Annotated in this window: 23 protein-coding genes; 12 read left to right on the top strand and 11 right to left on the bottom strand. The window is 50.2% G+C overall.

Annotation, left to right across the window (positions count from 1 at the left end):
* The first annotated feature begins 142 nt into the window (after positions 1-142).
* From AB2U10_RS03960 to AB2U10_RS03945, 4 genes are read left to right on the top strand one after another with little or no spacing between them, the layout of a single operon-like run.
* Positions 143-2,509, top strand: a complete 2,367-nt coding sequence (locus AB2U10_RS03960; protein WP_367913303.1) for a TonB-dependent receptor — start codon at positions 143-145, stop codon at positions 2,507-2,509.
* 9 nt (positions 2,510-2,518) lie between these two features.
* Complete coding sequence (locus tag AB2U10_RS03955) at positions 2,519-3,775, top strand: DUF4374 domain-containing protein (RefSeq protein WP_367913304.1); 1,257 nt, start codon at positions 2,519-2,521, stop codon at positions 3,773-3,775.
* A gap of 3 nt (positions 3,776-3,778) precedes the next feature.
* Positions 3,779-4,939, top strand: coding sequence for an alpha/beta hydrolase (locus AB2U10_RS03950; protein WP_367913305.1), 1,161 nt, complete (start codon positions 3,779-3,781; stop codon positions 4,937-4,939).
* Between the two features lies 1 nt (position 4,940).
* On the top strand, positions 4,941-5,951 hold the full coding sequence (locus AB2U10_RS03945) for a YVTN family beta-propeller repeat protein (RefSeq protein WP_367913306.1): 1,011 nt from the start codon (positions 4,941-4,943) through the stop codon (positions 5,949-5,951).
* A 98-nt stretch (positions 5,952-6,049) separates the two neighbouring features.
* Here the strand turns inward: AB2U10_RS03945 and AB2U10_RS03940 are convergent, their stop codons facing one another.
* A complete protein-coding gene (locus tag AB2U10_RS03940; RefSeq protein WP_367913307.1) occupies positions 6,050-6,505 on the bottom strand; it encodes a hypothetical protein in 456 nt (151 codons plus the stop codon).
* A gap of 274 nt (positions 6,506-6,779) precedes the next feature.
* Here AB2U10_RS03940 and AB2U10_RS03935 point away from each other — a divergent pair, with 274 nt between their 5' ends.
* The 3 genes from AB2U10_RS03935 (at position 6,780) to AB2U10_RS03925 (ending at position 11,444) form a co-directional block, all read left to right on the top strand.
* On the top strand, positions 6,780-8,402 hold the full coding sequence (locus tag AB2U10_RS03935) for a M14 family metallopeptidase (protein ID WP_367913308.1): 1,623 nt from the start codon (positions 6,780-6,782) through the stop codon (positions 8,400-8,402).
* A gap of 30 nt (positions 8,403-8,432) precedes the next feature.
* Positions 8,433-10,184: a M14 family metallopeptidase gene (locus AB2U10_RS03930; protein ID WP_367913309.1), complete on the top strand. Its 1,752-nt coding sequence runs from the start codon at positions 8,433-8,435 to the stop codon at positions 10,182-10,184.
* Between the two features lie 171 nt (positions 10,185-10,355).
* Positions 10,356-11,444, top strand: coding sequence for a glycosyltransferase family 4 protein (locus AB2U10_RS03925; RefSeq protein ID WP_367913310.1), 1,089 nt, complete (start codon positions 10,356-10,358; stop codon positions 11,442-11,444).
* Here the strand turns inward: AB2U10_RS03925 and AB2U10_RS03920 are convergent.
* Positions 11,437-12,273: a glycosyltransferase family 2 protein gene (locus tag AB2U10_RS03920; protein WP_367913311.1), complete on the bottom strand. Its 837-nt coding sequence runs from the start codon at positions 12,271-12,273 to the stop codon at positions 11,437-11,439. The two genes, AB2U10_RS03925 and AB2U10_RS03920, sit on opposite strands and share 8 nt — an antisense overlap.
* Before the next feature lie 234 nt (positions 12,274-12,507).
* On the opposite strand from AB2U10_RS03920, the gene AB2U10_RS03915 reads away from it, so the two are divergent.
* On the top strand, positions 12,508-13,851 hold the full coding sequence (locus tag AB2U10_RS03915) for a 3-keto-disaccharide hydrolase (protein ID WP_367913312.1): 1,344 nt from the start codon (positions 12,508-12,510) through the stop codon (positions 13,849-13,851).
* A gap of 78 nt (positions 13,852-13,929) precedes the next feature.
* Here the strand turns inward: AB2U10_RS03915 and AB2U10_RS03910 are convergent, their stop codons facing one another.
* The 8 genes from AB2U10_RS03910 to AB2U10_RS03875 form a co-directional block, all read right to left on the bottom strand.
* A complete protein-coding gene (locus tag AB2U10_RS03910) occupies positions 13,930-14,745 on the bottom strand; it encodes a ZIP family metal transporter (RefSeq protein WP_367913313.1) in 816 nt (271 codons plus the stop codon).
* Between the two features lie 101 nt (positions 14,746-14,846).
* The gene (locus tag AB2U10_RS03905; RefSeq protein ID WP_367913314.1) at positions 14,847-16,265 is read right to left on the bottom strand and encodes a hypothetical protein; all 1,419 of its coding nucleotides are present in this window, start codon (positions 16,263-16,265) and stop codon (positions 14,847-14,849) included.
* The gene (locus AB2U10_RS03900; protein ID WP_367913315.1) at positions 16,262-16,750 is read right to left on the bottom strand and encodes a metallophosphoesterase family protein; all 489 of its coding nucleotides are present in this window, start codon (positions 16,748-16,750) and stop codon (positions 16,262-16,264) included. Before AB2U10_RS03900 ends, AB2U10_RS03905 begins: the two co-directional genes overlap by 4 nt.
* On the bottom strand, positions 16,743-17,237 hold the full coding sequence (locus tag AB2U10_RS03895) for an NADH-quinone oxidoreductase subunit C (protein WP_367913316.1): 495 nt from the start codon (positions 17,235-17,237) through the stop codon (positions 16,743-16,745). The genes AB2U10_RS03900 and AB2U10_RS03895 overlap by 8 nt, the downstream gene beginning before the upstream one ends.
* 84 nt (positions 17,238-17,321) lie before the next feature.
* The gene (locus AB2U10_RS03890) at positions 17,322-18,248 is read right to left on the bottom strand and encodes an aspartate carbamoyltransferase catalytic subunit (RefSeq protein ID WP_367913317.1); all 927 of its coding nucleotides are present in this window, start codon (positions 18,246-18,248) and stop codon (positions 17,322-17,324) included.
* Between the two features lie 70 nt (positions 18,249-18,318).
* The gene (locus tag AB2U10_RS03885) at positions 18,319-19,536 is read right to left on the bottom strand and encodes a YncE family protein (protein WP_367913318.1); all 1,218 of its coding nucleotides are present in this window, start codon (positions 19,534-19,536) and stop codon (positions 18,319-18,321) included.
* A 29-nt stretch (positions 19,537-19,565) separates the two neighbouring features.
* On the bottom strand, positions 19,566-20,804 hold the full coding sequence (locus AB2U10_RS03880) for an alpha/beta hydrolase family protein (protein WP_367913319.1): 1,239 nt from the start codon (positions 20,802-20,804) through the stop codon (positions 19,566-19,568).
* Positions 20,804-21,154, bottom strand: coding sequence for a MarR family winged helix-turn-helix transcriptional regulator (locus AB2U10_RS03875; RefSeq protein WP_367913320.1), 351 nt, complete (start codon positions 21,152-21,154; stop codon positions 20,804-20,806). Before AB2U10_RS03875 ends, AB2U10_RS03880 begins: the two co-directional genes overlap by 1 nt.
* 191 nt (positions 21,155-21,345) lie before the next feature.
* Between AB2U10_RS03875 and AB2U10_RS03870 the strand changes: the two genes are divergently transcribed.
* From AB2U10_RS03870 to AB2U10_RS03855, 4 genes are all read left to right on the top strand, one after another.
* Positions 21,346-21,927: a Maf family protein gene (locus AB2U10_RS03870; RefSeq protein WP_367913321.1), complete on the top strand. Its 582-nt coding sequence runs from the start codon at positions 21,346-21,348 to the stop codon at positions 21,925-21,927.
* Positions 21,924-22,169 carry a T9SS type A sorting domain-containing protein gene (locus AB2U10_RS03865; RefSeq protein ID WP_367913322.1) on the top strand — a complete coding sequence of 82 codons (246 nt, stop codon included), beginning with the start codon at positions 21,924-21,926 and terminating at the stop codon, positions 22,167-22,169. Before AB2U10_RS03870 ends, AB2U10_RS03865 begins: the two co-directional genes overlap by 4 nt.
* Positions 22,170-22,361: 192 nt before the next feature.
* Positions 22,362-22,889: a 5' nucleotidase, NT5C type gene (locus AB2U10_RS03860; protein ID WP_367913323.1), complete on the top strand. Its 528-nt coding sequence runs from the start codon at positions 22,362-22,364 to the stop codon at positions 22,887-22,889.
* Between the two features lie 13 nt (positions 22,890-22,902).
* Positions 22,903-23,520, top strand: coding sequence for a lysoplasmalogenase (locus AB2U10_RS03855; RefSeq protein WP_367913324.1), 618 nt, complete (start codon positions 22,903-22,905; stop codon positions 23,518-23,520).
* Here AB2U10_RS03855 and AB2U10_RS03850 read toward each other — a convergent pair.
* Positions 23,501-24,085, bottom strand: coding sequence for a MarC family protein (locus AB2U10_RS03850; RefSeq protein ID WP_367913325.1), 585 nt, complete (start codon positions 24,083-24,085; stop codon positions 23,501-23,503). The genes AB2U10_RS03855 and AB2U10_RS03850 overlap by 20 nt on opposite strands.
* Positions 24,086-24,091: the final 6 nt, after the last annotated feature.

Raw genomic sequence — 24,091 nt, 5'->3', positions numbered from 1 at the left:
CTAAATAAGCAATTGAATTAAATATAGGACTTTTCGGATGCTGCATTGAACTTTTACTCCATAATCTTAAATTAAGTCTTATTATTATTTTAACTAAATCTAAATAAGGATAAATTTGCAGCTTACTCATCAGCGCTAATCAATGAGCATATCGTTAGGGAGGGTTCTTGTTTTTTTGCTTTGTTTCGTTTCCCTTCAGGCATTTTCCCAGCTAACCGGGCTGAAAGGCAGGATCACTGATGCCCGGAAAGAGCCTCTTGCCGGCGTTTTAATCCAGGTAAAAAATACCCGGCTGTCTGCTATCAGCAACGAGCACGGCGATTTCTCACTTCAGGTACCTGCACAGGGAGAAGTCATCCTGCGCTTTTCACTGGTGGGCTTTAAGACGGCAGAGCTCACTGTCACCTCTTCTGCCCCGCTGGCGGTTTCGCTCGAAGAACAGGTAAAAGAACTCGATGAAACCGTGGTATACGGCAAAACCGAAACCGCCGCCGCCCGTGAGCTATCGGTGAAAGCAGAGGTGCTCGACATGAAACGGGTGCATGCGCTGCCCGTCAATATCTCCGAATTAATGAACCGCTCGGCCGGGATACGGATACGCCAGACCGGCGGACTGGGCTCAGCCACAGACGTCAACCTGAACGGTTTCAGCGGGAAATCCATCCGTTATTTCAAAGACGGTATTCCTATGGACTACCTCGGAGAAGGCTTTTCGCTTTCATCGGTACCCGTGAATATGCTGGAACGGGTGGAAATCTACAAAGGTGTTCTGCCGGTGAGCCTGGGGGCCGATGCGCTGGGCGGAGCCGTTAACCTGATCAGCAGGAAGCTCACCGGGAACTATGCCGGTGCATCGTACGAAATCGGTTCATTCAATACCCACCGTGCCAACCTGAATACCTACTTTACCAAAAACAAGCTGTTTTACGGCTTTGACGGCTTTTTCAATCGTTCCGACAACAACTACAAAGTCAATGTAAAAATTACGGATCCCGAGACCCGGAACCAGAAAGATGCGAAAGTGTCTCTCTTTCACAACGGGTATACCGGCTATTTCGGGCAAGCCTTTGCCGGCCTGAAAGACGTAGCCTGGGCCGATGAGCTCCGGTTCGAACTGTCGGCGTTTGCTTTTGACCGCGAACAGCAGCACCCTGCGCTGATGACCGAACCCTACGGCGGAATTGTTTCCCGGCAATCGTCGGTTATACCTGCCCTGCGGTACAAAAAGCAGGCAGGCGCATGGGAAATTGACCAGTTCCTGGTTTACAATACGCTCCATATCAGCCGGACCGACACCCTGAAAGGGACCTACGACTGGCTGGGTGTCTTCACGCCCAACCCTACCAGGAACGGGGAAAGCAGCCGCCCGTCATTATCCGATATCCGGAATCATTATTTCACCTCAAGAACCAACCTGAAATACCGGCTTAGCCCGGCTCATTTCCTGGAGCTGAACCAGGTGATCACACAGGCCCGGAGAAAAGGCGAAGATCCGCTGGGTCCTAAATTCCTGGATACACAGATCGATGTCTTATCCCTCCCCTCAGAATACCTCAAATCGGTAAGCTCTGCCGGCATTAACTCACTGTTTCTCAACGGCAGGCTCGACAACCTGCTGATGGTGAAATTCTTCAGCTATAAAGCTTCGGGGGTAGAAACGTTCCAGTCGCGCGAGGTAAGCACCACAGATGCCAAAACCTCAAAAGGCACTACCTGGGGTGTGGCAGAGGGCCTGAAATATCATTTCACACCCCATCATCTACTGCGTTTCTCGGCCGAGTATTCCAACCGGCTTCCCGACCATAACGAGCTTTTCGGCGATGCCGTCTGGATTGTTCAGAACTTTGAGATCCGGCCCGAGCGGAGCCTGAACTTTAATTTGGGGTGGCGGACTTCCGTTCCGGGCAAATATACCTTTGAGCTTAACTCTTTTTACAGGAGAACCAAAGACCTGATCCTCCTTATACCCATCCAGTCGCCTTTTGCCCGGTACGAAAACCAGCAGCATGTAAAAGGCCTCGGGCTGGAAGCCGACGGTTCCGTAGAGCTGGGCGCCGGCTTCGGTCTTTCGGCAAACGCCACCTGGCAGAGCATGCGTTTGTTCGGCATTACGCTGCAGCAGGAATCCTGGAAAAACGATGCCCGCCTGAGAAATACGCCTTTCCTTTTCGGGAACCTGGGCCTTAACTACCAGTCGGTACCGGTTTTCAGGCAGAAAGTCATCCTGAAGGCTTTTGCCTATTACAGCTACCTGCACGAATATTACCTGGAGACCATTCCCAAACGAATGGAAGGATCGGGGCTGTTTGGTAAAGCCCAGGTCAATACCTTACTGGTTATTCCGGACCAGCACCTGGTAAACGCCGGGGTGCTGGCCGATATCCCTTCCCGGAGAATAGCCCTTGGCCTGGATGTCAAAAACATCCTGGACAAAGACATTTACGATAACTACCGTGTTCAGCGGGCCGGCAGAAGCATTCATTTAAAAATCAATTACTCAATCAAATAGTTTATACGCATGTACAAAGTAAATCTTAAATCTTTAGCACTTGCTTCACTCCTGGCGGTACCGCTGGTATCGTGTGATAATAGCGACGAGCCGGAAGCAAAAAAAGAGGGAAAATATGTTCTGATGACCATGAGTGAAAATACACTCACCAAACCGGGATATATGACGGTATTTGACAAATTACCGGAAGGCAATGTGTCTAACATCACGACTACATCGGTTCAGGGAATGGGAATGGGCGGATGGCGGCCGTACAAAAACTGGTTGCTGAAAATCTTTAAAACAGAAGATAACGCAAAAGGAATTGAACGCCTGAAGATAGAAAACGGACGCGTGGTGTTCGATAATTTCCTGGCCGGTGATAACACCACCAACGGTACAGGAAACTTCGTGATCGCCAATGAAACACAGGGTTTCTACTGGGACGGAGCCAGTCCGCTTAAAATCCAGACATTTAACCCTACTACCTTATCCAGGACCGGGGAGATCGACCTGACCGCAGCCGTAAATGAAAGAGGCACCAATGAAGCCGGCATTCTCTACCGTTCAGTGGGCCAGAAGTTCCTGGCTGTGAAAAACGGCAAGCTGTTTGCCAACGTTACCTATGCCAAAACCAATGCTTCGCAGAAAGGATTTTTTGATGACTTCTTCCCCGATGTTTATATAGCAGTAATCGATATTGCTACCGGTACATACGAGAAAACCACCAAAATTGAAGATACAGGAAGTATTGCTTACATCAACGACAACGAAATGTACAGCTTTGACACCAACGGCGACCTGTATATTGTAACGCAGGGAACCAGCCCGCAGGGTATTGGCGGCAAGTCTAAAATTGCCCGGATCAAAGCCGCAGATACAGAAGTGGACAAGACCTGGGAGATCAAAATGGACGACATCAATCCTAAAGGGAAATTTGTGACCGTATATGCTACTAACGGCAAGCTGATCACTACCATTCCCAATACCGCTTTAACCGGTGGTCCGACCGGGAACATCAACTTTTCGGATATCTGGGAGTTCCAGGTGATCGATGTAGCTACAAAAGCCATTACAAAGATTTCGGGTGTGCCTGCCTGTACCAACACAGGCGCTGCTTACGGTACGGTGAAAATAGACGATAAGCTGCTGATCCGGGTGAACTCTTCTTCTGCAACCGGTCCTAACGGGTATTACCAGCTGAGCAGTGACCTGAAAAGCGCTTCACCCCTGTTCCAGGTAACCGAAGGCGGATCAGTTTCCGGTCTTTATAAAGTTGAGCTGTAATCTATGAGGAGGTACTTTCTGATCGCTTTCTTATTTCTGGCGGTGACAGCTGTCCGTGCACAATATACCGTGCGCATTGTGGTCACTGCCGTACCGGCATCGCATAACGGTGATGTACTGTATATCACGGGTGCCTTTAACCGCTGGAGTCCCGCAGACCCGGGGAGCATTCTTCAGAAAACGGATGTGGGTCCGGAATACACCCTCACGGAGGTGAAAGAAGGCCTGCTGGAATACAAATTTACCCGCGGAGACTGGAAAACATTGGAAAGTACCCTGGATGGCCGGCTGGTAGCCCCACGCCGTGCCATCATTCACTCAGACACCACGTTGTATTGTAAAATTGAGAACTGGCGGGATGATTTCCCCGAATCTACGGCCTCGCCCCGCGTAAAGCTCTGGAAAGACTCCATGTATATTCCGCAGCTGGGAAATTACAAACGGGTTTGGGTATACCTGCCGGAAGATTACGGCCGGTCAGATAAACGGTACCCCGTGATTTACATGCACGATGGCCAGGATCTCTTTGACGAAGCCACCTCACAGGGGCGGATCGGGCCGCTGGAGTGGGGCGTGGACGAGACCATAGACTCATCAAAAAAAGCTGCAATTGTGGTGGCGGTTGAACACGATCACAGCAAAGAACGCCGGATCATGGAGTACTATGTACGGCCCAATTCGGCCAACCCGGAAGTGTATGGTCAGGCTTACCTCGACTTTATTGTTCATACCCTGAAGCCGGCCGTAGACAAAGAATTCAGAACTCAACCCGACAAGGCTCACACCGCCATGGCCGGCAGCTCAATGGGCGGCCTGCTGACCTTTTATGCCGGGCTGCTCTATCCCGAAACATTCGGGGTGCTGGGGGTATTATCGCCCTCTATATGGCTCGACGAGCAAAATATTTACAAAGAAATAGCCACTATAAAGTCGCCCGGAGAAATCAAAAATCAGCGGTATTTCTTTTACGGCGGCGGAAACGAAAACAGGTTAAAACCCGACGGCAGTTTTGTAACAATGAATGAAGATGTGCTGCGGTCTTCTGCTGAATTTCAGAAATACGGAGCGGAGATCCGGGTTTCTGTTAATCCGGAAGGACGACACGGCGCATGGTACTGGAGAACCGCTTTTGCGGAATTTTATCACTGGATAAACTTTAATTAACATGAATGCAAAACTCATCCTGGCGGGTGCCCTGCTGATAGCAGGAGCAGCCAACGCCCAAAAAATCACCAATCAAAAAGTTGGTAGCGGTATTTACGAGCTGGTGTATAACGACGCCGATAACTCGGTTTACGTGGCCAGTGTAGGCTCGAGAACACGGCCGGGGGGCTTCCTCTACCGTTTAGACGGCAGCACATTGGCCGTAAAAGACAGCATTGCGCTGACTGATACCCCACCTTTCGGACTGACGCTGAACAAAAAGACCCAGACCGTATACAGCACCAATACCCGTTCCAACTCGGTAAGTGCCGTAGACATCAAAAACGGGAAAGTACTGGCCAATATCGCACCGGAGGGAGAAAAATCGCACACCCGTGAAGCCATAGCCGACGAAAAGAACAACAAGATCTATGTTTCTGATGTAGGCCGCCCGAGCCGGATATGGGTCATTGACGGCAAAACACAAAAGCTGGAGAAAATGATAGAAAATACAGGAGCTACCACTACCGGCCTGGCCATTGACGAAAGTGCGCAGAAACTGTACGCTACCAACATGGGTACCAACAAAATTGTGGTGGTAGACCTGAAGTCAGCCGCCGTGATCGATTCATTCGCCACGGGCGGAGAAGGATCGGTTAACCTGGTTCTTGACAAGGCCGCTAACCGGTTGTTTGTGGTGAGCCAGAAAAGTGAGGACGTTAACGTGATAGACCTCAAAACAAAATCGGTGGTAAAGAAACTTGCAGCAGGAAAAGGCGCATTGGGAATTGCCCTCGATGAAAAGAGAAACCGGCTCTATACCGCCAACCGGGGCGACGGTACCGTTACCGTAATCGATACCAAATCACTGACCGTTCTTCAGCATATCAAAACCGGCGGAACTTTCCCCAACACCATAGCTGTCAATAAAACCGACGGCAGCATCTACGTTACCAACAAAGGCCAGGGCAAACGCGACGAGCCTTCATATGTAGATCCCAACGGTGACGTGGTAACGCACATTAAATTCTGATTCCTGTTAACGGAAAATCAAAAAGGCTCCCACAACGGGGGCCTTTTTGATTAGAATCGTCTGCCTTCAAAACTACCCAGGTAGCTTAGTTGACTTTGCTATAACCGGCTATAATAAATATCCACTGTATCTTTCGAGCTATTGTAATCTCCCAGAATAAAATTGGATGTAAACATCAGGATATCAGAATCCGGATCAGGATCAACAGCTGTCAAACGAATAGATTTTTTATTTCCTGAAATATCTGTTCCATATTGTATAAGAATATCTTTCCGTTGCAGCTTTTTATTCCTGTCCGAAAGTACATTCACTAATTTTTCTGCCAGGCTATCACCCACCATTACCTTTATCTCATTTACGCCTCCTCCTATAATAAGGGTCGGAGTATTCAATGAATTAAAATAGATCGTTTCTCCCGATTTCGTCGTATAATATTCTCCTTTATATTCTCCCCCGAATGTAGAGGCAAAGCTATCAAAGTTCCCGATAAATATCCTGTCGCAACCGGTAGCCATAACCGCTAAAAGAAATATAAATAGTTTCCCGTTTCTCATGGCCTCATTCCGTTTTTTCAAAATTAAAACCCGTATTCTCCATAATCTAATAAAAATTACGATAAAATTCAAAAAATTACTTAAAAACAGGCTTTACCAAACCAGCCATTCCGCTATTTCTCGCATGTAATGGCTTCTACTTCCAATACCTGCTTACCTGGGTTTTTCGGCCTGCGGGCAGCCGTAGCTCTATAAAATCTCTGCTTACGTCAACACATCCTTTTTTACAGCAGATAATTTAGTATTTTGGCAAAAACATTTAACCTTAGAGTCTATGAGAATAAAACTCCTCTTATTGGGTATGTTTGCCGTTATAACGCAAACACTGGCCCAGAGCGGCTATAGCTCGCACAGCCAGTTATCTGCCCGCCTGAAAGCCCTTCCTGCCAAAAGCAAGCTGGCCTCGGTTGCCTCCATCGGTAAAAGCAGCGGTGGAAAAGACATCTGGGCCGTGACCCTGGCCGGCGGAGATCACAGCAAAAGCAAAGCCGTACTGATTGTGGCCGGTGCCGACGGTAAGCACCCGGCCGGAACAGAAATGGCCGTTCAGCTGGCCGAGAAACTCGTGGCCCTGCCCGGTGACTCGCTTGCCCGCCTCCTTCAAAACAAAACCCTCTACATTATTCCCGGCCTGAACCCCGATGCCCTGGAGCAGGTTACCGCCAGGCTGAAATACGAAAGAAGCGGGAATGCCACTACCCGGGATGACGACCGCGACGGCAAAACCGACGAAGATGCATTTGAAGATCTCAACGGCGACGGGCTTATCACCAGCCTGCGCGTAGAAGACCCGACCGGCACGTACGTAATCAGCAAAGATGACCAGCGGGTACTGGTAAAAGCCGATGTTGCCAAGGGGGAAAACGGGAAATACCTCCTGCTCACCGAAGGCACGGATAACGACAAAGACGGCCAGTTCAATGAAGACGGCCCCGGAGGCGTGAATATTGATAAAAATTTCACCTTCAACTATCCCATGTTTGAAAGAGAAGCCGGCGAATACCAGGCGTCCGAACCGGAAACCCGGGCCTTCCTCGATTTCCTCTATAAAAACACCAATATTCATACGGTTTTTCACTTCGGACTCAGCAATAACCTTTCTGAAGCTACGAAATTCGACCGGATGAATGCCTCAAAACGCGTCATCAGCGGGCTGCTGGAAAAAGATGCTGCCGCTACCGACATGGTGTCCAAAATGTATGGAAAAGCGGGCAATACCGATGCCCCGGCTATGGCGCAAACACCGGGTAACCTCACCCAGACCGCCTACTATCATGCGGGCAGATTCAGCTATTCTACCCCGGGCTGGTGGATTCCCAAAGGAAAAGACCAGAAACCGGGTGGCCCGGCCAGGAAACCAGAAAACACAGAGGCCGAATACCTGAAATGGGCCGATGCCCGGGGAGTGAACAGTTTTGTATCCTGGACGAAGATCGAACACCCGGATTTCCCCGGTAAAAACGTGGAAGTGGGTGGCCTTATGCCCTATGCCCTGAATAACCCGCCTGTGCAGTTTCTTGACTCGGCCGTTATTCGCCACCAGGCCTTCCTGACCGACTACCTGAATGCCATGCCCCGTACCGAGCTGGTCAACAGCCGGGTGGAATCGCTGGGCAACGGGGTGAACCGGGTAACGGTTACCGTAGTCAACCGGGGGCTGCTCCCCACCTACCCTGAAATCGGAGACCGCGTACGCTACGTGTACAAGGTAAGCTGTAAAATCAGGCTCTCCAGCGGGCAAACGCTCCTTTCCGGGAAGCAGAGCAACTACCGGCGGGCAATGGACGCCGGCGAATCGGAAGAATACAGCTGGTTAATCAGCGGAAAGGGCCAGGTGACCATAGAAGGCGGCAGCCCGACCTCCGGAATTGCAAACCTTGAACTGACATTAAAATAGACCGGAGCAGAAAGCTAAAAATATAGACGTATGAAAAAAATAATATTATTTCTGACCTGTCTGGCCGCTTTCCAGGTGAAGGCACAGAAAAGCGATATCGCCGCAGAAGACCTGAACGGTATACGGGCCATCGGCTCACCGGCTAATCCCAAAGTAAAAGTGTACTGGAACAAGTACAGCGATCATGCCGAGATCTACCGCATCTCCAGCGACCTGGCCAAGGCCTATCCTGACCTCGTAAAGCTGGAATCGATCGGGAAATCAGTAGAAGGCCGAGACATCTGGCTCATGAGCATCACCGACTTTAAAACGGGCCAGCCCGACAGGAAGCCGGGATTCTACATTGACGGGAACATCCACGCCAACGAGCTGCAGGGCACTGAAGTAGCCCTCTATACCGCCTGGTACCTGGCTGAGAGCTTCCAGACCGTAGATTTTATCCGCGACCTGCTGAAAGACAAAATCTTTTACATTGCACCTACCATTAACCCCGACTCACGGGAGTATTTTATCAAGCACCCCAACAATCCCAACTCTTCACGGACCGGGAGGCTGCCCCTGGACGACGACGGCGACGGGCTCATTGATGAAGACCAGCTGGACGACCTGGACGGCGACGGGAACATTGTCATGATGCGCCGGAAATCGCCTGCCGGCCGGTACAAGGTAGACTGCGATAACCCGCAACGAATGGTTCTGGCCAAGCCCGATGAGCCCGGAGAGTACGAAATGCTGGGGTATGAAGGGATAGACAACGACGGTGACGGACGCGTGAACGAAGACGCGGTAGGAACCTATGACCCTAACCGCGACTGGGGATGGAACTGGCAACCCGACTATATCCAGCGGGGAGCGCTGTACTATCCGGGTATGCTTCCGGAGACCAAAGCGGTGAAAAAATTCGTTCTTGATCACCCCAATATTGCCGGTGCCCAGAGCTATCACAATTACGGTGGCATGTTTCTCCGCGGACCAGGAGCCGCTGATGACGAAAAATACTACACCCGTGCCGATGTGCAGGTATACGACTACATCGGTAAGCTGGGCGAAAAGATGGTTCCGGGGTATAATTACTTTGTTATCCACAAGGATCTCTACACCGTTTTCGGCGGCGAGATCGACTGGCTGGCCCTGGGCAAGGGTATTTTCACCTTCAGCAACGAGCTGATGACCCCTTATAAGCTGTTTAACAAAACCAGCCAGGAAGGGCGTATGCAAAGCACCGAATTTGAAGATTTCGACAAGCTGCTCCTGTTCGGAGACGGTTACGTAAAATGGAAGCCGTTTAAGCACCCCCAGTTCGGCGATATCGAGATCGGCGGGCCCAAGAAAAACTATATCCGTAACCACCCCGGCTTCCTGCTGATGGAAGACGCCCACCGGAACATGGCGTTCACGTTCCTGCATGCGTACCAGATGCCCAAACCGGAAGTAACGGAAATCCGTAAAAAAGACCTTGGCGGCGGACTTACGGAAATTACAGCGCTGGTGATGAACCGCAGGATCATGCCTACGCACTCGGCCCATGACATCAAATATAAAATTGAAAGGCCCGACTACATCAGCCTGAAAAATGCGCAGGTGCTGGCCGGCATGGTGGTTGAAAACGAAGATTTCGGCATTACAACCGAACAGAAAATGAATCCTGAAAAGATTGCAGTGGAGAACATCCCAGGTATGGGTTTTGTGAAGGTCCGCTGGATCGTCAAAGGAAAGACAGATAACGCTTCTGTTGAAATAGACAGTGCCAAGGGAGGCCTCGTATCCCGGAAATTACAGTAATCTCTTAAAAATGTACCTGAAAGGGCACAGGATGCGGCGTTGTTCCGGGAGCTGGTTCTCCGCTCAGCGCTTTGCATCCTGTGTCTTCTTCAGGCACTTCCCCTGTTTCGGGGCAAAAAGCCTTTTTGCACAGCCCTTCTTTTTTCCGGGTTTTGACCGTAAATTGCAGGCATGAAAATCGGATTTGACGGCAAAAGGTTTTTTCACAACACTTCCGGCCTGGGCAACTACAGCCGCGACCTCCTGAGAATATTGGCCGGCCAGCTCCCGGAAAACGAATATTACCTTTTTGACAGGGAGCCCTCAGAACGGGGCCGGGAAACCCTGGCTCTGCCCAACGTTCATTTTTCTCCCGTGCCTTCCGGTCTTTTTGCCCGTCAGCTGCAAGCGGGTCGCGAGGCCTGTGCAGCTGGCTGCGATATATTTCACGGCCTGTCAGGAGAGCTTCCGCTGCGCTGGGAAAATCCAAAAATCAGGAAGGTGGTGACCATCCACGACCTTATTTTCCGGATATATCCCCAATACTACTCTTTCTTTGACCGGGAAATTCACTTCCGGAAATTCAGGAATGCCGCTTTGCAGGCCGATGCCGTAGTAGCCATTTCCGAACAGACCAGGACTGACATCGTCCGCTACCTGGAAATACCCGAAGATAAAATTCATGTGATCTACCAGGGCTGCAGTCCTCTTTTCAAAAAGCAGTATACGGAAGAAGAAAAGAAACAGGTAAAAGACAAATACGGGCTTCCTGAAAAATTCCTGCTCAATGTAGGAACCATCGAAGAGCGGAAAAACGGTTTGTCTGTTGCAGAAGCGGTCAGAGGCACGGGCATTCCGCTGGTTTTTATAGGCCGTGAAACGGCGTATGCCGATGCCATCCGGAAAACAGCAGACCACCGGCAGGTCAGGTTTCTTAAAAATGTGAGCAATGAAGAGCTGGCCGTCATTTACCGGTTAGCCACGGTTTTTATCTACCCCTCGGTATACGAAGGTTTCGGTATCCCGATTATTGAAGCCCTCTTTTCAGGCACTCCTGTCATCACCAACAAAGACGGTGTTTTTCCCGAGGCGGGCGGAAGCTCAGCCGTTTACGTGGATATCCGCGACACCGCAGGCATGCAGGCGGAAATTCTGCGCCTCTGGAACGACCCGGATCTGAGAAAGCGGCTGGCCGAAGCCGGAACCCGCTTTGTGCAGAAATTCAGCGACGAAGTGCTCGCGGAAGAGTGGAAGCAGCTCTATCGGGGTCTTCTCATGTAGGGATCATCACCATCTGCAGCTCATCCAGGATATCGGATGACTTCAATATACCGTTATCCGTAAAATAAGAACCCTCTTCCATACGTTTTCTCATCAGAAGGTCGTTCGATGCTTCGTTGTACCGGTCGTTCTCTTTATGAAAGAGGTGATACTGTACTGCGGCCATCTTTAAGCGCCGGAGAGAGCAGCCTTTAAACAGCAGCCGGACCACCAGGTCGGAATCTTCACGTCCCCATCCTACAAAGCTTTCATCGTAGCCGTTTACAGCCAGCATATCTTCGAGCCAGAAAGCCATGTTGCATCCTTTTGCATAAAACCTGTTCCTGCCCGATGTATTGTAACCGGCCAGCAGCGGGCTCAGATAGGGAACTCGTTTTGAATTCAGGAAATTGTTCGAATTCCTGTCCAGCGCTTTCTTGCCCGGGAGCACGCTTCCTGCCAGCAAAACACGGGTATACGCCTCACTCAGCGATGAGCGGCTGCCCACCACCACCGAATTCTTTACGGCAAAACGGATGTGATCTTCTATAAAATGCCGCTCCATCAGGATATCACCGTCAATCTGGATGATATAGTCGGAGGTGCATCCGGCAATAGCCTTATTTCTTATTTCAGACAGCCGGAAACCCTTATCTTCCTGCCAGATATGTTTTACGGGAACGTCAAACCTGCCTTGAAACTCACAGATCAGCTTACGGGTCTCCTGCCCTGAGCCATCATCGGCAATCAGCACTTCATCCGGATAAACGGTCTGGCGGGACAGGCTGTCAAGACACAGCTTCAGGGCTTCCGGCCAGTTATAGGTAGAAATAAGCAGCGCAGTTTTCATAGATCTAATTGTTTTTCTGTAAAATTATAGACGTATCCGGGTACACTAAAAGCGCTAGACCTTAAAAAAGGCTTAAAAAATGAGTTAACGGCAAACTTTTACACGGTTGCTTCGAATAGTTATAATACGTCTTCGAAAAATTCAACTGCACTGAAAATCCGGTACCTTTGAGGAGTTTTTTTTATAGTCTCCCTTTTTGCTGTTATCTTTAACATCATTAAAATTTCTGACCTTATGATTAAAAAATTAGTAGTGCTGGCTCTGCTGGTCAGCACTCAGGGCATGGCCCAGGAGTGGAAATCTCTTTTTAACGGAAAAGACCTGACAGGCTGGAAACAACTGGGTGGCAAAGCAGTTTATAAAGTGGAAGACGGCGCCATTGTAGGCTATACCGTAAACAATACGCCCAACTCGTTCCTGGTGACACAGGAAGAATACGGCGATTTTGTATTTGAAGTCGATGTCTTCCTTTCTGATCCCATGAATTCGGGCATACAGTTCCGCAGCCTGTCTGCTCCCGACTATGAGAACGGGCGTGTACACGGCTACCAGATGGAAATTGACCCTTCAGACCGGGGTTGGTCTGGCGGTATTTATGACGAAGGCCGGCGCGACTGGCTGACTTTCCCGGAGATCAATCCGCAGGTAAAAACGGCCTTCAAAATGGGACAATGGAACAAATACCGTATAGAGGCCGTGGGCAGCCAGATCCGTACATTCATTAACGGTGTTCCCGTTTCTTACCTGATTGATGACATGACCCCAAAAGGTTTCATTGCTCTCCAGGTGCACAGCATTTATGCAGAAATGAAAGAGGGAATGAAAATCAAATGGAAGAATATCCGGATCAACACGAAGAATCCCCGCCTTACGCCACCAGACAATACCCCGGTAGTTAACCTGCTGACCAACCATTTGTCAGACCAGGAAAAGTACCAGGGATACCGCCTGCTTTTCAACGGGAAAGATCTCAGCGGCTGGCGCAGCGTGTACAGCAATGACCTGCCCGGTAAACGGTGGAGCGTAAAAGACGGCCTGCTGAGTGTCAGTCCTTCTGACGGCTCCGAGACGGGTAACGATATCGTTACTACAGGAAAATACAAGGCTTTTGAACTGGTATTTGACTTTAAACTAAGCGAAGGAGCCAACTCGGGCGTGAAGTATTTCGTGGATGAAAAATACGATTCAGGCGGGAAATCAGGCATAGGGCTGGAATACCAGATCCTTGACGACGAAAAGCACCCCGATGCCAGGCTGGGTGCTGCGGGGAACCGTACGCTGGCCAGCCTGTATGACCTGATCCCTTCAGACAAGCTTACTTCACGTTTCTTCGGTAAAAAAACCGACTGGAAGACGGGCAGGATCATCGTATTCCCCGATAACCGTGTGCAGCATTGGCTGAACGGCTTCAAGGTGCTCGAATACAAACGGAACGATAACATCTTCAAAGTGCTGGTGGCGCGCAGCAAATACAAAGATTTTGAAGGCTTCGGCACTGCAGCCGAAGGGCCGATCCTCTTACAGGATCACGGCGACCTGGTACAGTTTAAAAATATCAAGATCAGGGAACTGAAGTAAGATACGCTATACCCATGACGCAGGTTTTATGATTTAGAAGCATCATAATGCCTGCGTCATTTACGTTCCGGCCGGCCCTCAGCCCAAAGCCACATCCAGGAACATCATTACGGCAAAGCCCAGCATGGCCCCCACCGTGGAAAGGTCGGTTTTATCGCCGTTCTGCGATTCCGGGATCAGCTCTTCCACCACCACAAAGATCATGGCTCCGGCTGCAAAAGAAAGGGCATAAGGCAGCAAAGGGTCAATGTAGATCACCATGAGGGCGCCCAAAACACCGGCCAGGGGCTCTACCATACCGCTGGCCTGCCCGTACTTAAATGCCTGCCACCTCGACAGGCCCTCACGCCGCAAAGGGATAGACACGGCGGCCCCTTCGGGGAAATTCTGAATACCGATGCCCAGAGCCAGCACCAGTGCCGTAGTCAATACTTCTACCGAGGGGTTCTGGGTCAAAGCCCCAAAGGCCACTCCTATGGCCAGGCCTTCCGGGATGTTATGCAACGTAATGGCCAGCACCAGCAGCACACTCCTGCGCCATGAGGTCCGGATGCCCTCCGCTTCTTCCGTTTTTTTGCTGAAATGAACATGGGGCAGCAGCTTATCCATAAGAAACAGGAACAGCCCTCCTGCCAGGAAACCAACTACGGCCGGTAACCAGCCGGGCTTGCCCTGCTCTTCGGCTATGGCTATGCCGGGTGCTAACAACGACCAGAAGCTGGCCGCAATCATTACGCCTGCGGCAAACCCCAGCATAAGGTTCAGCATACGTTTGTCTATCGTCTTAAAGAAGAAAACCAGTGCGGCACCCAGCGCTGTTACGGCCCACGTAAACAGGGTAGCCGCCAGCGCCAGCACAACAGGGTTTACAGAGAGCAGGTCTTCAAGTGTCATTATTGTTAGAATAATCTAAGTTTTATGTTTTTCAACACAAAAATATAAATTATTACCTGCAAACCTATACTATGGACCCGGTTTTTGCGAATTTTCCTGTTTTATGGAAGCTCGAGCTTTTTAATGAAGTAAATCTGCCGGGAATTTCCGTCTGCCGCCGCAGGTTTAATCTCGGCCACGCCGTGGGCAATAAGCGAGCTGCTGTTCAGGTTCAAAAGCTGTATGTCGGCATCTGTTACCCGCAGGCCGTCGTCGGAAGAAAACAATACATGAGATTCCTGCTGCCCGGCACCGGTATAAACCAGCTTATTCCCGGCGGGGAGGAACGCATAAAATTTTTCATTCTTTACCAGGAAGGCCGACTGCGGAAACAGTCCGCGGAAGTTGCTTCCTTCCAGCTTGAAAAGCCCGTCGCTGATCATATTTCCTTCCGCATCTGACTCTGCCAGCAGCACCCGCCAGACCTTGAATTCGGAATAATCGTTCTTTTTGCCGGAAACATCTGTAAATTCTACCGACCGCGTACCCGTTACCGACTGTGCGCTATACAGATCTGCCGCCAGCAGGAAACCGCTTGCACCCGAAACCGGCACGTGAAAAATAGCCTTTTGCCTGATCTCTCCTGATTTCCCCCGGTCTTTTCTCAGCTGAAGCCGGCGCTTTTTCTTTTCTGACAGGGAGGCATTGTACCCGGGTAAAGTCGCTATGCTGTGGTAACGGATCTCCTGCGGAAGGTCAAGCGAACCGGCAAAAAAACCTTCCATCATGTCCAGGCAAACCGAATTGTAGGTTCCGGCTACAAAAGGTTCACCGGAAGGGCCCGTTCTGACGTCTACCTGCTGAACCCGGTGCTTTTTGTCGCCTATAGCATGACGAAACAGCAGCTTGCCGTTTTCATCGTACGTAGCTGCCTGTATCTGGCAGCTGCCACCGGGAGCTGAAAATACATACAGCTCATTGCGGTAGGGATTGACGAAAATTCCTTTGAGCTCGTTGTTTTTTGTGTAAATATCCGGAAGAACGCGGGCTGTTTTATCGGTCAGGTCGTGCATCTCCACCACCGGGCGCTGGTTGTAGGTTCCCGAAATCAGGGGTTGCCCGTTAAAAATATGAAAACCGGTGTTTTCCAGTAAAGTGATCGACTCAAAATCGGTTCCGCCGGTGGTTTCGTTTTCCAGGTCAAACTGCACCATGTGCAACTTCCTGCCCTGCGGTTCTTTGAGGAGGTAATAAAGAACCGTTCCGTTAACCACATAAGAGACGGGTACATAAAACCGGGGGACGGTAACCGTGCCGGTCCAGGTCAGCTCCAGGCTACCGTTATATTTCATCACCATCAGGCGCTGTTCGCGTTTTACGTAATCGTCCTGGAAATTGACCAGCACAATATCGTCATGCACCGCTATCACCTCAAGGTCTTCACGGACGCCGTCGGGGAGCATTATACTGGCTTCGGCTACTTCCCTGAGCTGGGCAGCAGCACCAAAAGAAAGAAAGAAGAAAAGAATAAAGCATTTCATCGCCTGCCGAGTTCTATTGCTTCCAAATGGGAGATTCTGCCTTCCGAAAGCTCCATGCGCATAAGAGTTCTTACGGCATGAAAACCGTGGTGTCCTGCAGCGCCCGGGTTAATATATACCAGTCCTTCTCCCTTTAACACACGTAAAATATGAGAATGTCCGCAAATAAACAAGTCCGGCCGGTGGATTCTGACCAGATTTTTAACACGGGCAGGAAATTTACCGGGTAAACCCCCGATATGGGTCATCAGTATCTTCAAACCTTCGCGTTCCAGCACCAGGTCTTCGGGCAGGTCATACCGCAGGTTTCCACCGTCAATATTTCCATATACGCCGTAAGTGGGTCTGAAAGCCCTGAGGTCGTGCAGGATAGCCTCATCTCCCACGTCACCGATATGCCAGATCTCGTCGCAACGCTCAAAATGCGTAAATACGGCAGGATCGAGGTACGAGTGCGTATCGGAGATCAGCCCTACCCTAACCATCGTATTTGACTTTGATGCCGTGGTATGTTTCCTGCTCGGTGTAGTCTTTCCGCAGGGGGTGCCCTTCCCAGTCGGCCGGCAGCAGGATCCGCCTCAGGTCAGGATGGCCTCTGAACCCGATGCCGAAAAGGTCAAAAATTTCCCGCTCGTGCCAGTCGGCCGTACGCCAGAGCCGGGCCAGGCTGGGCACCTGCTGCTCATCCCGGGCAACCGTTATTTTCAGGATCACCGAATGTTCGAGGGCCAGGGAAGAAATATGATACAGCAAATTCATGGTGCCCTTGTCCGGGCCGTTATCCACGCAGGTAATGCAATTCAAAAAGTCAAAATAGAAGCCCGGCGTACGCGACAGGTAAAGGCAGATACCGGGGAGGTCCTCCATCCGGATCGTAATATACGGCTGCAGAACATCTGTAACACAGCTAACCCCGAGGCCCAGCTCCTCTTCCAATACCCCCGTGATATATTCCGTCTTCGAAAAATCCATCCTTATATGCTTCCTATGCCTTATATGGTTCAAAAACTTTTACGTATCTAACCTCTGCTCTATGACCTCTCTATACGGAATGCCCTAATTTTTCTGTGCAAGCAGGTACATCACCGCCATCCTTACCGCAACACCGTTTTCCACCTGGTCCAGGATAATAGAATGCGGAGAATCGGCTGCATCAGAGCTCAGCTCCACCCCACGGTTAATGGGCCCCGGGTGCATCACAATGATCTCCTTATCCAGCGCATCGAGCATTTTACGGGTAATGCCGTAATACAGGGAGTATTCGCGCAGCGAAGGAAAAAACTTCAGCTGCTGGCGCTCGAGCTGAATCCGGAGCACATTGGCCACATCGCACCATTGCAGGGCTTCCTGTACGGTTCCGAATTGCTTTACCCCCAGGCTGTGAAGATATTTCGGAATGAGTGTGGGCGGGCCGCACACGGCAATATCGGCACCCAGCTTCTGCAGGCAGAAAATATTGGAGAGCGCCACCCGCGAGTGCAGGATATCCCCGATAATGGCCACCTTTTTCCCTTCCAGCGAACCCAGCCGCTCTGTCATGGAAAAAGCATCGAGCAGGGCCTGGGTAGGATGCTCATGGGTGCCGTCACCCGCATTGACAATATTGGCTTTGATCTTATCCGAGAGGAAATGCGGCGCACCGGGACTGCTGTGGCGCATCACCACCATATCTACTTTCATGGCCAGGATATTATTGACCGTATCCAGCAGGGTTTCTCCCTTCTTTACCGAGCTGCCCGAAGACGTAAAGTTGATCGTATCTGCCGACAAACGCTTTTCTGCCAGCTCAAACGATAAACGGGTACGGGTAGAATTCTCGAAAAACAGGTTGGCAATGGTAATATCTCTCAATGAAGGCACCTTTTTGATCGGCCGGTTGATGACTTCCTTAAATGTTTTGGCCGTTTCAAGAATCAGGTGAATATCATTCTGGGTAATGTTTTTAATGCCCAGCAAATGTCTTGTACTAATGGACTGCTGCATTGAGAAGAATAATTTGACAAATTTAGCAAAAAAATAAGAGCGTCACCAAAACACAGCCTCAAAAAACGGGTCAATACAGCACTTCCAGGTAATGAACCCCGGCCGGCATCAGTATGCTGCCCGCCTGCTTTTCCGCTTTCCCGCCTGAAAACCGGTAAAACGAGATATTTCCCATGGGTTTTCCAAAGGTTTTTGACTGGAAACACCCTACTGTAAAATTTTTGCCCCCTTTATCAAAACGTACCGGCGTAGGCAGGAGCCCGTCAAGGGCCACCTCCGACTGGGCCTCCAGGTTTTCGTTTTTGTACGAAAGCACCGATACAGAAGCATTGTCCTGGTCAGTACGCCCCCCGTTACTGACAAACAGGTAATCACCGGCGGGATTCATGGAAATATGCAGGGGATTAAAGCCCACATCGGCCCGGGTCAGTAAAACATGCCTGCCATCCTCTTCGAGGCTGAGCTTCACCTGGAATACCTTTCCCGGGATACGGTTGGCGGCATCGCCCTGGTCAAGCACAAAAAGGCTTTTCCCGTCTTTAGAGAACATGCCTGCTACCGGGTTGCCTTCAAACCTTACCAGCTCACCGGCCTGCTCCAGGCGTATGATGTTGTTCCTGTCTCTGACCACCCGGATCAGCCCGATCTCCTTATCTTCTTTCCGGATAAATACGATATAATCTTTTGAAGGATGCCAGATCAGGTCATAAACGGCCCCGCCATCCATATGCAGCACCTGGGGAAGCAGCCGGATCGGCTTGCCAAAGTCATCCAGCTCAAATATCTGGACCTCATTGCCGGTATACTGCGAGCTTACGGCCAGGTATTTATGGGAAGGATCAAGCGAAACAGAAGTAGGGTTCTCTGCTACAGGAAAGCGGTAATCGGGCTTCAGAGCGTGAAGATCGGCTATCTTTATGACGCTCACGTAGCTTCCTGCCGGCAGGTCGCCCAGGCCGGCGTCTTTTGCCCCTTTGGCCAGCGGGCCCCGGGTTTCCAGGATATAGGCAATCTTCCTGTCGGCCCGGATGGCGGCCATCCGGTGGTTATCGATCACCGAATTGGAAATATTCTGCTCTGAAGGCTGGCGTGATTCGGGGTATTTCAGCGGGAAAGTGAAGACTCCCACCAGGTCCATACCCGATTTGGTGATCTTTCTGGTAGAATAACTGTCGGCATTAAAATCACTGTCCTGGAAATAAAATATCCCCTTAGCGTCAAAATCAGGAGCCTGGGCAGATAATTTACCTGAAAATAGGAAGAGAACAATAAACCTTCGCCAATTCATACGATAATAAAATGCCCCGAAATATACGACTAATTCGTCAGATTAGCGGCAAAGAGCAGGTAGGTCTTAAAAATAAAATCCTGCACAGACGATTCATGGGTCCCGCCTTCCACCGTTTCAAGGCTCACACGGGCAGAACCGGCCTTCTTCATTCCTTCCAGCGCCGTGGTAGAGTTCACATACGGCACGTACGTGTCGGCATTGCCGTGTACCAGCAAAGTAGTGACACCGGTTTTCCAGTTCACCAGGTCGTTTTCACGGAAGGCTTCTACCAGCGCGCTTTCCTTTCCCGCCTTATAAGAAGCAATAAAATCAGGGTTAAGAAGCGAGTTAAAGCTACCCGATAACGAAACTCTATATCCCTCTTCTTCAATCTGCGAAGCATAAGGCTCACGGAAATAATAGCTTACGGGCCGGTTAAGCTTGTAGATCCGGTTGTAGGTAAGCATGACCCAGATATACGAGCTGTTATGGTTCGCCTCACCGGCAGTGGGCTCATTAACAAACTTATCCAGCAAAAGCGACTTGTTGTAGGCCCCGGCACCGCAGGAGCTGGCTTTCAGGTTAAACTCACGGCTGTATGTTTCTTCGATCAGCTTCTGGGCCGCCATGGTAGCATAACCGCCGGCCGAATAGCCCGCTATCAGCAGGTCGTTGTTCCACGCCGTGCCTTCCTTTTTAAAATATTCTTTTACCGCCAGCAGAAAATCGGCGATCGGAACGGCCAGGCCGGCCGCATGCTCATACGGGTGCAGCTCATTGTGCGAGTCCCCGTACCCCACATAATCCGGCATACCTGCTAAAAAGCCCGATGACGCCATGAAGAGGCTCAGCATGCTCTCTGTGCCCGGCTTAAAATTAGAAGGGGCGTCAGATACCGTAAAGAGGGTGCCGTGCTGAATGCTTACCAGCGGGGCTTTCTGCCCGCCCGAAGGAAGAGCCAGGGCGCCCGAAGCCGTGATCTCCCGGCCATCGGTGGTAGTGGTTTTGTATACTACTTTATAGCATTTCACGTCGTACCGCAGAAGGTTACCGATGGTTGCTGCCGAAGAGCCCATAAGCCCGGCCGCCTGTGCAACAATGTCGGCCTTCTTGTACTCGCCGGCAAAAGTAACGCTTACCAGGCGCGGCTCTGGTTCGGTATCTTCCGACTTCCGGCAACTGTAGAATGCCAGTGTAAACAGGAGCAGGAGGCCCATTGTGCGGGTCATCTGCAGGCTGCCGCCCGCTACCCGCCGGGGTATAAAAAGAAGAAGAAATCTGTTCATTATTTCATTATTTTTCCCCTGAATTTGTCCAACAGGGCGTTCAGTTGTTCCAGGTCGGCGTTGTCCATATCCAGGTGGTTCTCGACCCGGTCGGCCAGCGCCTGGCTGATTGCATTTAACACTTCTTCTCCTTTGGGAGTAATGGTCACATCGCAGGCGCGCCGGTTGGTTTCCTTCTGCCTGCGGTCTACAAGGCCCTTAAAATACAATTTGTCTACCAGCCGTGAGGCGTTCGACATCTTATCCAGCATACGGTCAATGATCCCGTTAATGGTAATGGGCGTCCGGTTCTGTCCCTTCAAAATGCGCAAAACATTATACTGCTCAATGCTGATATCAAAATCCTTCACTATTTTATTGTGAAAGATAGTTATCAAGTTGTTCGTATATATGATATTTACGATGCATTTCTCGCTCTCCGACTGGAAGGGACGGGTTTGCTTAATTTCAGTTTCTAAACTCATTATCTTATTTACCGAATTTATTAAAGTTACATGTATTTACATAATTTACAAAAGTAACAATAATTTATACGCCATACATGAAAATTAACGAGAAAATTATTCTGGTGTCGGCATCGCCCCGCAGAAAGCAGATTCTCCGGGAGGCCGGTTTCCGGTTTGAAGTAATTACCACAGCGGTAGATGAGAGCTTCGGTCCGGACATCCCGCCCGATAAAGTACCCGAAATGCTGGCCCGGCGTAAAGCAGAAGCCTTTGGCAACCCTGAACCCGACCAGATCATTATTGGGGCCGATACCGTGGTCATTGTAAACGGAATCATACTCAACAAGCCCGAAAACCGGCAGGAGGCCGTAGAAATGCTGGGCCGCCTTAGCCATAACACCCACCAGGTGGTCACGGGGGTGTGCATCCGGGTCAACCGCGGCCTGGTCACCTTCTCCGATACCACACTGGTGCACTTCAAACCCCTGTCGGCTGAAGAAATCAACTATTATGTAGACCACTTCAGCCCTTTTGATAAAGCAGGCGGCTACGGCGTACAGGATTTTATCGGCATGGTGGGCATTGACCGGATCGAAGGGTCGTTTTATACGGTCATGGGGCTTCCCGTCCACAAAGTCTATGAACATTTAAAACCCTATATCCGCTTCAGCGAATGAAAGAACAGGTCATTATATTTTTAAACGAAGAAGACGAAAAAGTGTATGTAAAAGTACCGCCGGGAGAAGACACCCGTTTTGAGCTGCAAAACCTGGCCGGAAAACTGATCTCCGAGGCCGTACACGCCAAAGGCCTGCACGACTTTGACCTTACCGGCCTGCCTGACGGCATTTATTTTGTACTGGTTAACCAGAACGACCGGATCAGGTCAAAGAAGATTGTGAAGGGGTACCATCCGTGAAAGTGAAAAGTGAAAAGTAACGAATCTTAACGAATGCTTGTGCAACCTTATAAACCTGTGTAACCTTATAACCCTTTTTGAACTTATCAACCTGTTTGATCTTTTTAAAAAAAACTGTGTGACTTATATGCCTCATATGGTTCACACAAAAACTTATAAAAACTTTATAGTAACTTATATAAACTTATGACAATGAAAAAACGTCTAATCATTGACATGGATGATGTGCTGGCCGATACCGGCGCCAAAATCCTCCGTATATTTAACGAAAGAAACCACCTTAACCTGACCAAAGAGTTTTTTGAAGGCAAAGATTTCTATGCCTATGTGCGCCAGAGCCACTTCATCACCTACCGCGACGAGCTCTTTAAACCCGGCTTTTTTACCGATCTTGAGGTTTTCCCCGATTCTGTGGAAGTGGTAAAAGCGCTCAGCGAAAAATACGAAGTATTCATTGTGTCGGCCGCCACCGAATTCCCGAACTCCCTCACGGAGAAAGTCAACTGGCTGTTCCTCCATTTTCCTTTCATATCGTGGCAAAACATGGTTTTCTGTGGTGACAAGTCTATTGTTCACGGCGACATCATGATCGACGACCACGCCCGCAATTTTGAACATTTCGAGGGAGAAAAGCTCCTTTTCCACTCCATGCACAATACCCTTACCGAAGGTTACCGGCGGGTAAATGACTGGAAAGAAATTTATGAAATACTGAAATAATTCCCGGCCTGTTATGCGTGCAAGACTCTTCTTTTTAGTAGTTCTCATCCTGGAAATTTACGGCAGCCTGGCCTGGCACCGGCCCCTGGTGCTGATCACCAAGCCGCTTCTCATGCCCGTGCTGATGTACATTGCCTGGCGGGAAGGGATCACTTCACGCCTGTATTTCAGTGCTTTGTTTTTCAGCTTCCTCGGCGATGTCTTCCTGATGTTTGAGGGCTGGTTCATTCCCGGGCTCGCATCTTTTTTGCTGGCGCATGTGTCATACATCCTCCTGTTCCGGAAAACATGCCGCTTTTCGTTCAGCGCCATCTTCCTTTTTGCCCTGCTTACCTCGGGCTTCCTGGTCTTCCTCTACCCTTCTGTCCCAGCCGGCCTGCGGATGCCGGTGGTGGTCTACTGCGTGGTGATCACCCTGATGGGCATTTTTGCGGCTTCCCGTCATACGTCTTCCGGGGCATCCTACCGGTATGTGCTGGCCGGAGCCGTGCTGTTCATTATTTCCGATTCCATGATTGCGGTCAATAAATTCTACGCAGATATCCCTAAAGATGCCCTGTACATCATGACCACCTATGCTGACGCCCAGTATTTTATCCTGGAAGGCTGGCTCAGAAAAGATTCTCTTTGATCAGCTTGATGGCAATGGCCAGGATGATCAGTCCGAATACCTTTTGAAGCACCTCAACCGTACCCGGCTCGAGCTTTCTTTCGAGCCAGCCCGATGATTTGAGCACCACAAAAATAAGAATGAGGTTCAGGAAGATACCGCCCATGATATTGACGTCATGATAAGCGGCTTTTAACGAGATCAGGGTGGTCATGGTTCCCGCCCCGGCAATGATCGGGAAAGCCAGCGGAACAATGCTTGAGCCTTTCCCGTCAGATGCGGCATTGTGCTTGAAGATCTCCCGGCCCAGGATCATCTCAAAGCTGATGATCAGCAGGATCAGCGCACCGGCTACGGCAAACGACTGCACATCTACCCCGAAGAGCTGGAGGATCTTTACCCCTACAAACAGGTAGATGAGCATTAATCCGCCGGAAACCAGGGTAATCCGCTCGGGATGAACATCCCCGATCTTCTTGCGCAGGTTCAGAATGATAGGGATAGACCCCAGGATATCAATCACCGAGAAAAGAATAATGGTAACGGAGAAAAGCTCCTTCAGGTCGAAATCAGAAAAGAATTCCATGGTTTT

The sequence above is a fragment of the Leadbetterella sp. DM7 genome, assembly GCF_040829825.2.
Taxonomy (GTDB): Bacteria; Bacteroidota; Bacteroidia; order Cytophagales; family Spirosomataceae; genus Leadbetterella.
This window is presented reverse-complemented; position numbering and strand designations above follow the sequence as displayed.

Excerpts from the sequence above, each read along its gene's own strand:
- AB2U10_RS03880 (WP_367913319.1), bottom strand. The coding sequence starts at position 20,804 with ATGAACAGATTTCTTCTTCTTTTTATACCCCGGCGGGTAGCGGGCGGC.
- AB2U10_RS03935 (WP_367913308.1), top strand. The coding sequence starts at position 6,780 with ATGAGAATAAAACTCCTCTTATTGGGTATGTTTGCCGTTATAACGCAA.
- AB2U10_RS03865 (WP_367913322.1), top strand. The coding sequence starts at position 21,924 with ATGAAAGAACAGGTCATTATATTTTTAAACGAAGAAGACGAAAAAGTG.
- AB2U10_RS03870 (WP_367913321.1), top strand. The coding sequence starts at position 21,346 with ATGAAAATTAACGAGAAAATTATTCTGGTGTCGGCATCGCCCCGCAGA.
- AB2U10_RS03905 (WP_367913314.1), bottom strand. The coding sequence starts at position 16,265 with ATGAAATGCTTTATTCTTTTCTTCTTTCTTTCTTTTGGTGCTGCTGCC.
- AB2U10_RS03885 (WP_367913318.1), bottom strand. The coding sequence starts at position 19,536 with ATGAATTGGCGAAGGTTTATTGTTCTCTTCCTATTTTCAGGTAAATTA.
- AB2U10_RS03930 (WP_367913309.1), top strand. The coding sequence starts at position 8,433 with ATGAAAAAAATAATATTATTTCTGACCTGTCTGGCCGCTTTCCAGGTG.
- AB2U10_RS03945 (WP_367913306.1), top strand. The coding sequence starts at position 4,941 with ATGAATGCAAAACTCATCCTGGCGGGTGCCCTGCTGATAGCAGGAGCA.
- AB2U10_RS03915 (WP_367913312.1), top strand. The coding sequence starts at position 12,508 with ATGATTAAAAAATTAGTAGTGCTGGCTCTGCTGGTCAGCACTCAGGGC.
- AB2U10_RS03940 (WP_367913307.1), bottom strand. The coding sequence starts at position 6,505 with ATGAGAAACGGGAAACTATTTATATTTCTTTTAGCGGTTATGGCTACC.
- AB2U10_RS03895 (WP_367913316.1), bottom strand. The coding sequence starts at position 17,237 with ATGGATTTTTCGAAGACGGAATATATCACGGGGGTATTGGAAGAGGAG.
- AB2U10_RS03950 (WP_367913305.1), top strand. The coding sequence starts at position 3,779 with ATGAGGAGGTACTTTCTGATCGCTTTCTTATTTCTGGCGGTGACAGCT.
- AB2U10_RS03920 (WP_367913311.1), bottom strand. The coding sequence starts at position 12,273 with ATGAAAACTGCGCTGCTTATTTCTACCTATAACTGGCCGGAAGCCCTG.
- AB2U10_RS03910 (WP_367913313.1), bottom strand. The coding sequence starts at position 14,745 with ATGACACTTGAAGACCTGCTCTCTGTAAACCCTGTTGTGCTGGCGCTG.
- AB2U10_RS03860 (WP_367913323.1), top strand. The coding sequence starts at position 22,362 with ATGAAAAAACGTCTAATCATTGACATGGATGATGTGCTGGCCGATACC.
- AB2U10_RS03850 (WP_367913325.1), bottom strand. The coding sequence starts at position 24,085 with ATGGAATTCTTTTCTGATTTCGACCTGAAGGAGCTTTTCTCCGTTACC.
- AB2U10_RS03955 (WP_367913304.1), top strand. The coding sequence starts at position 2,519 with ATGTACAAAGTAAATCTTAAATCTTTAGCACTTGCTTCACTCCTGGCG.
- AB2U10_RS03855 (WP_367913324.1), top strand. The coding sequence starts at position 22,903 with ATGCGTGCAAGACTCTTCTTTTTAGTAGTTCTCATCCTGGAAATTTAC.
- AB2U10_RS03900 (WP_367913315.1), bottom strand. The coding sequence starts at position 16,750 with ATGGTTAGGGTAGGGCTGATCTCCGATACGCACTCGTACCTCGATCCT.
- AB2U10_RS03890 (WP_367913317.1), bottom strand. The coding sequence starts at position 18,248 with ATGCAGCAGTCCATTAGTACAAGACATTTGCTGGGCATTAAAAACATT.
- AB2U10_RS03960 (WP_367913303.1), top strand. The coding sequence starts at position 143 with ATGAGCATATCGTTAGGGAGGGTTCTTGTTTTTTTGCTTTGTTTCGTT.
- AB2U10_RS03925 (WP_367913310.1), top strand. The coding sequence starts at position 10,356 with ATGAAAATCGGATTTGACGGCAAAAGGTTTTTTCACAACACTTCCGGC.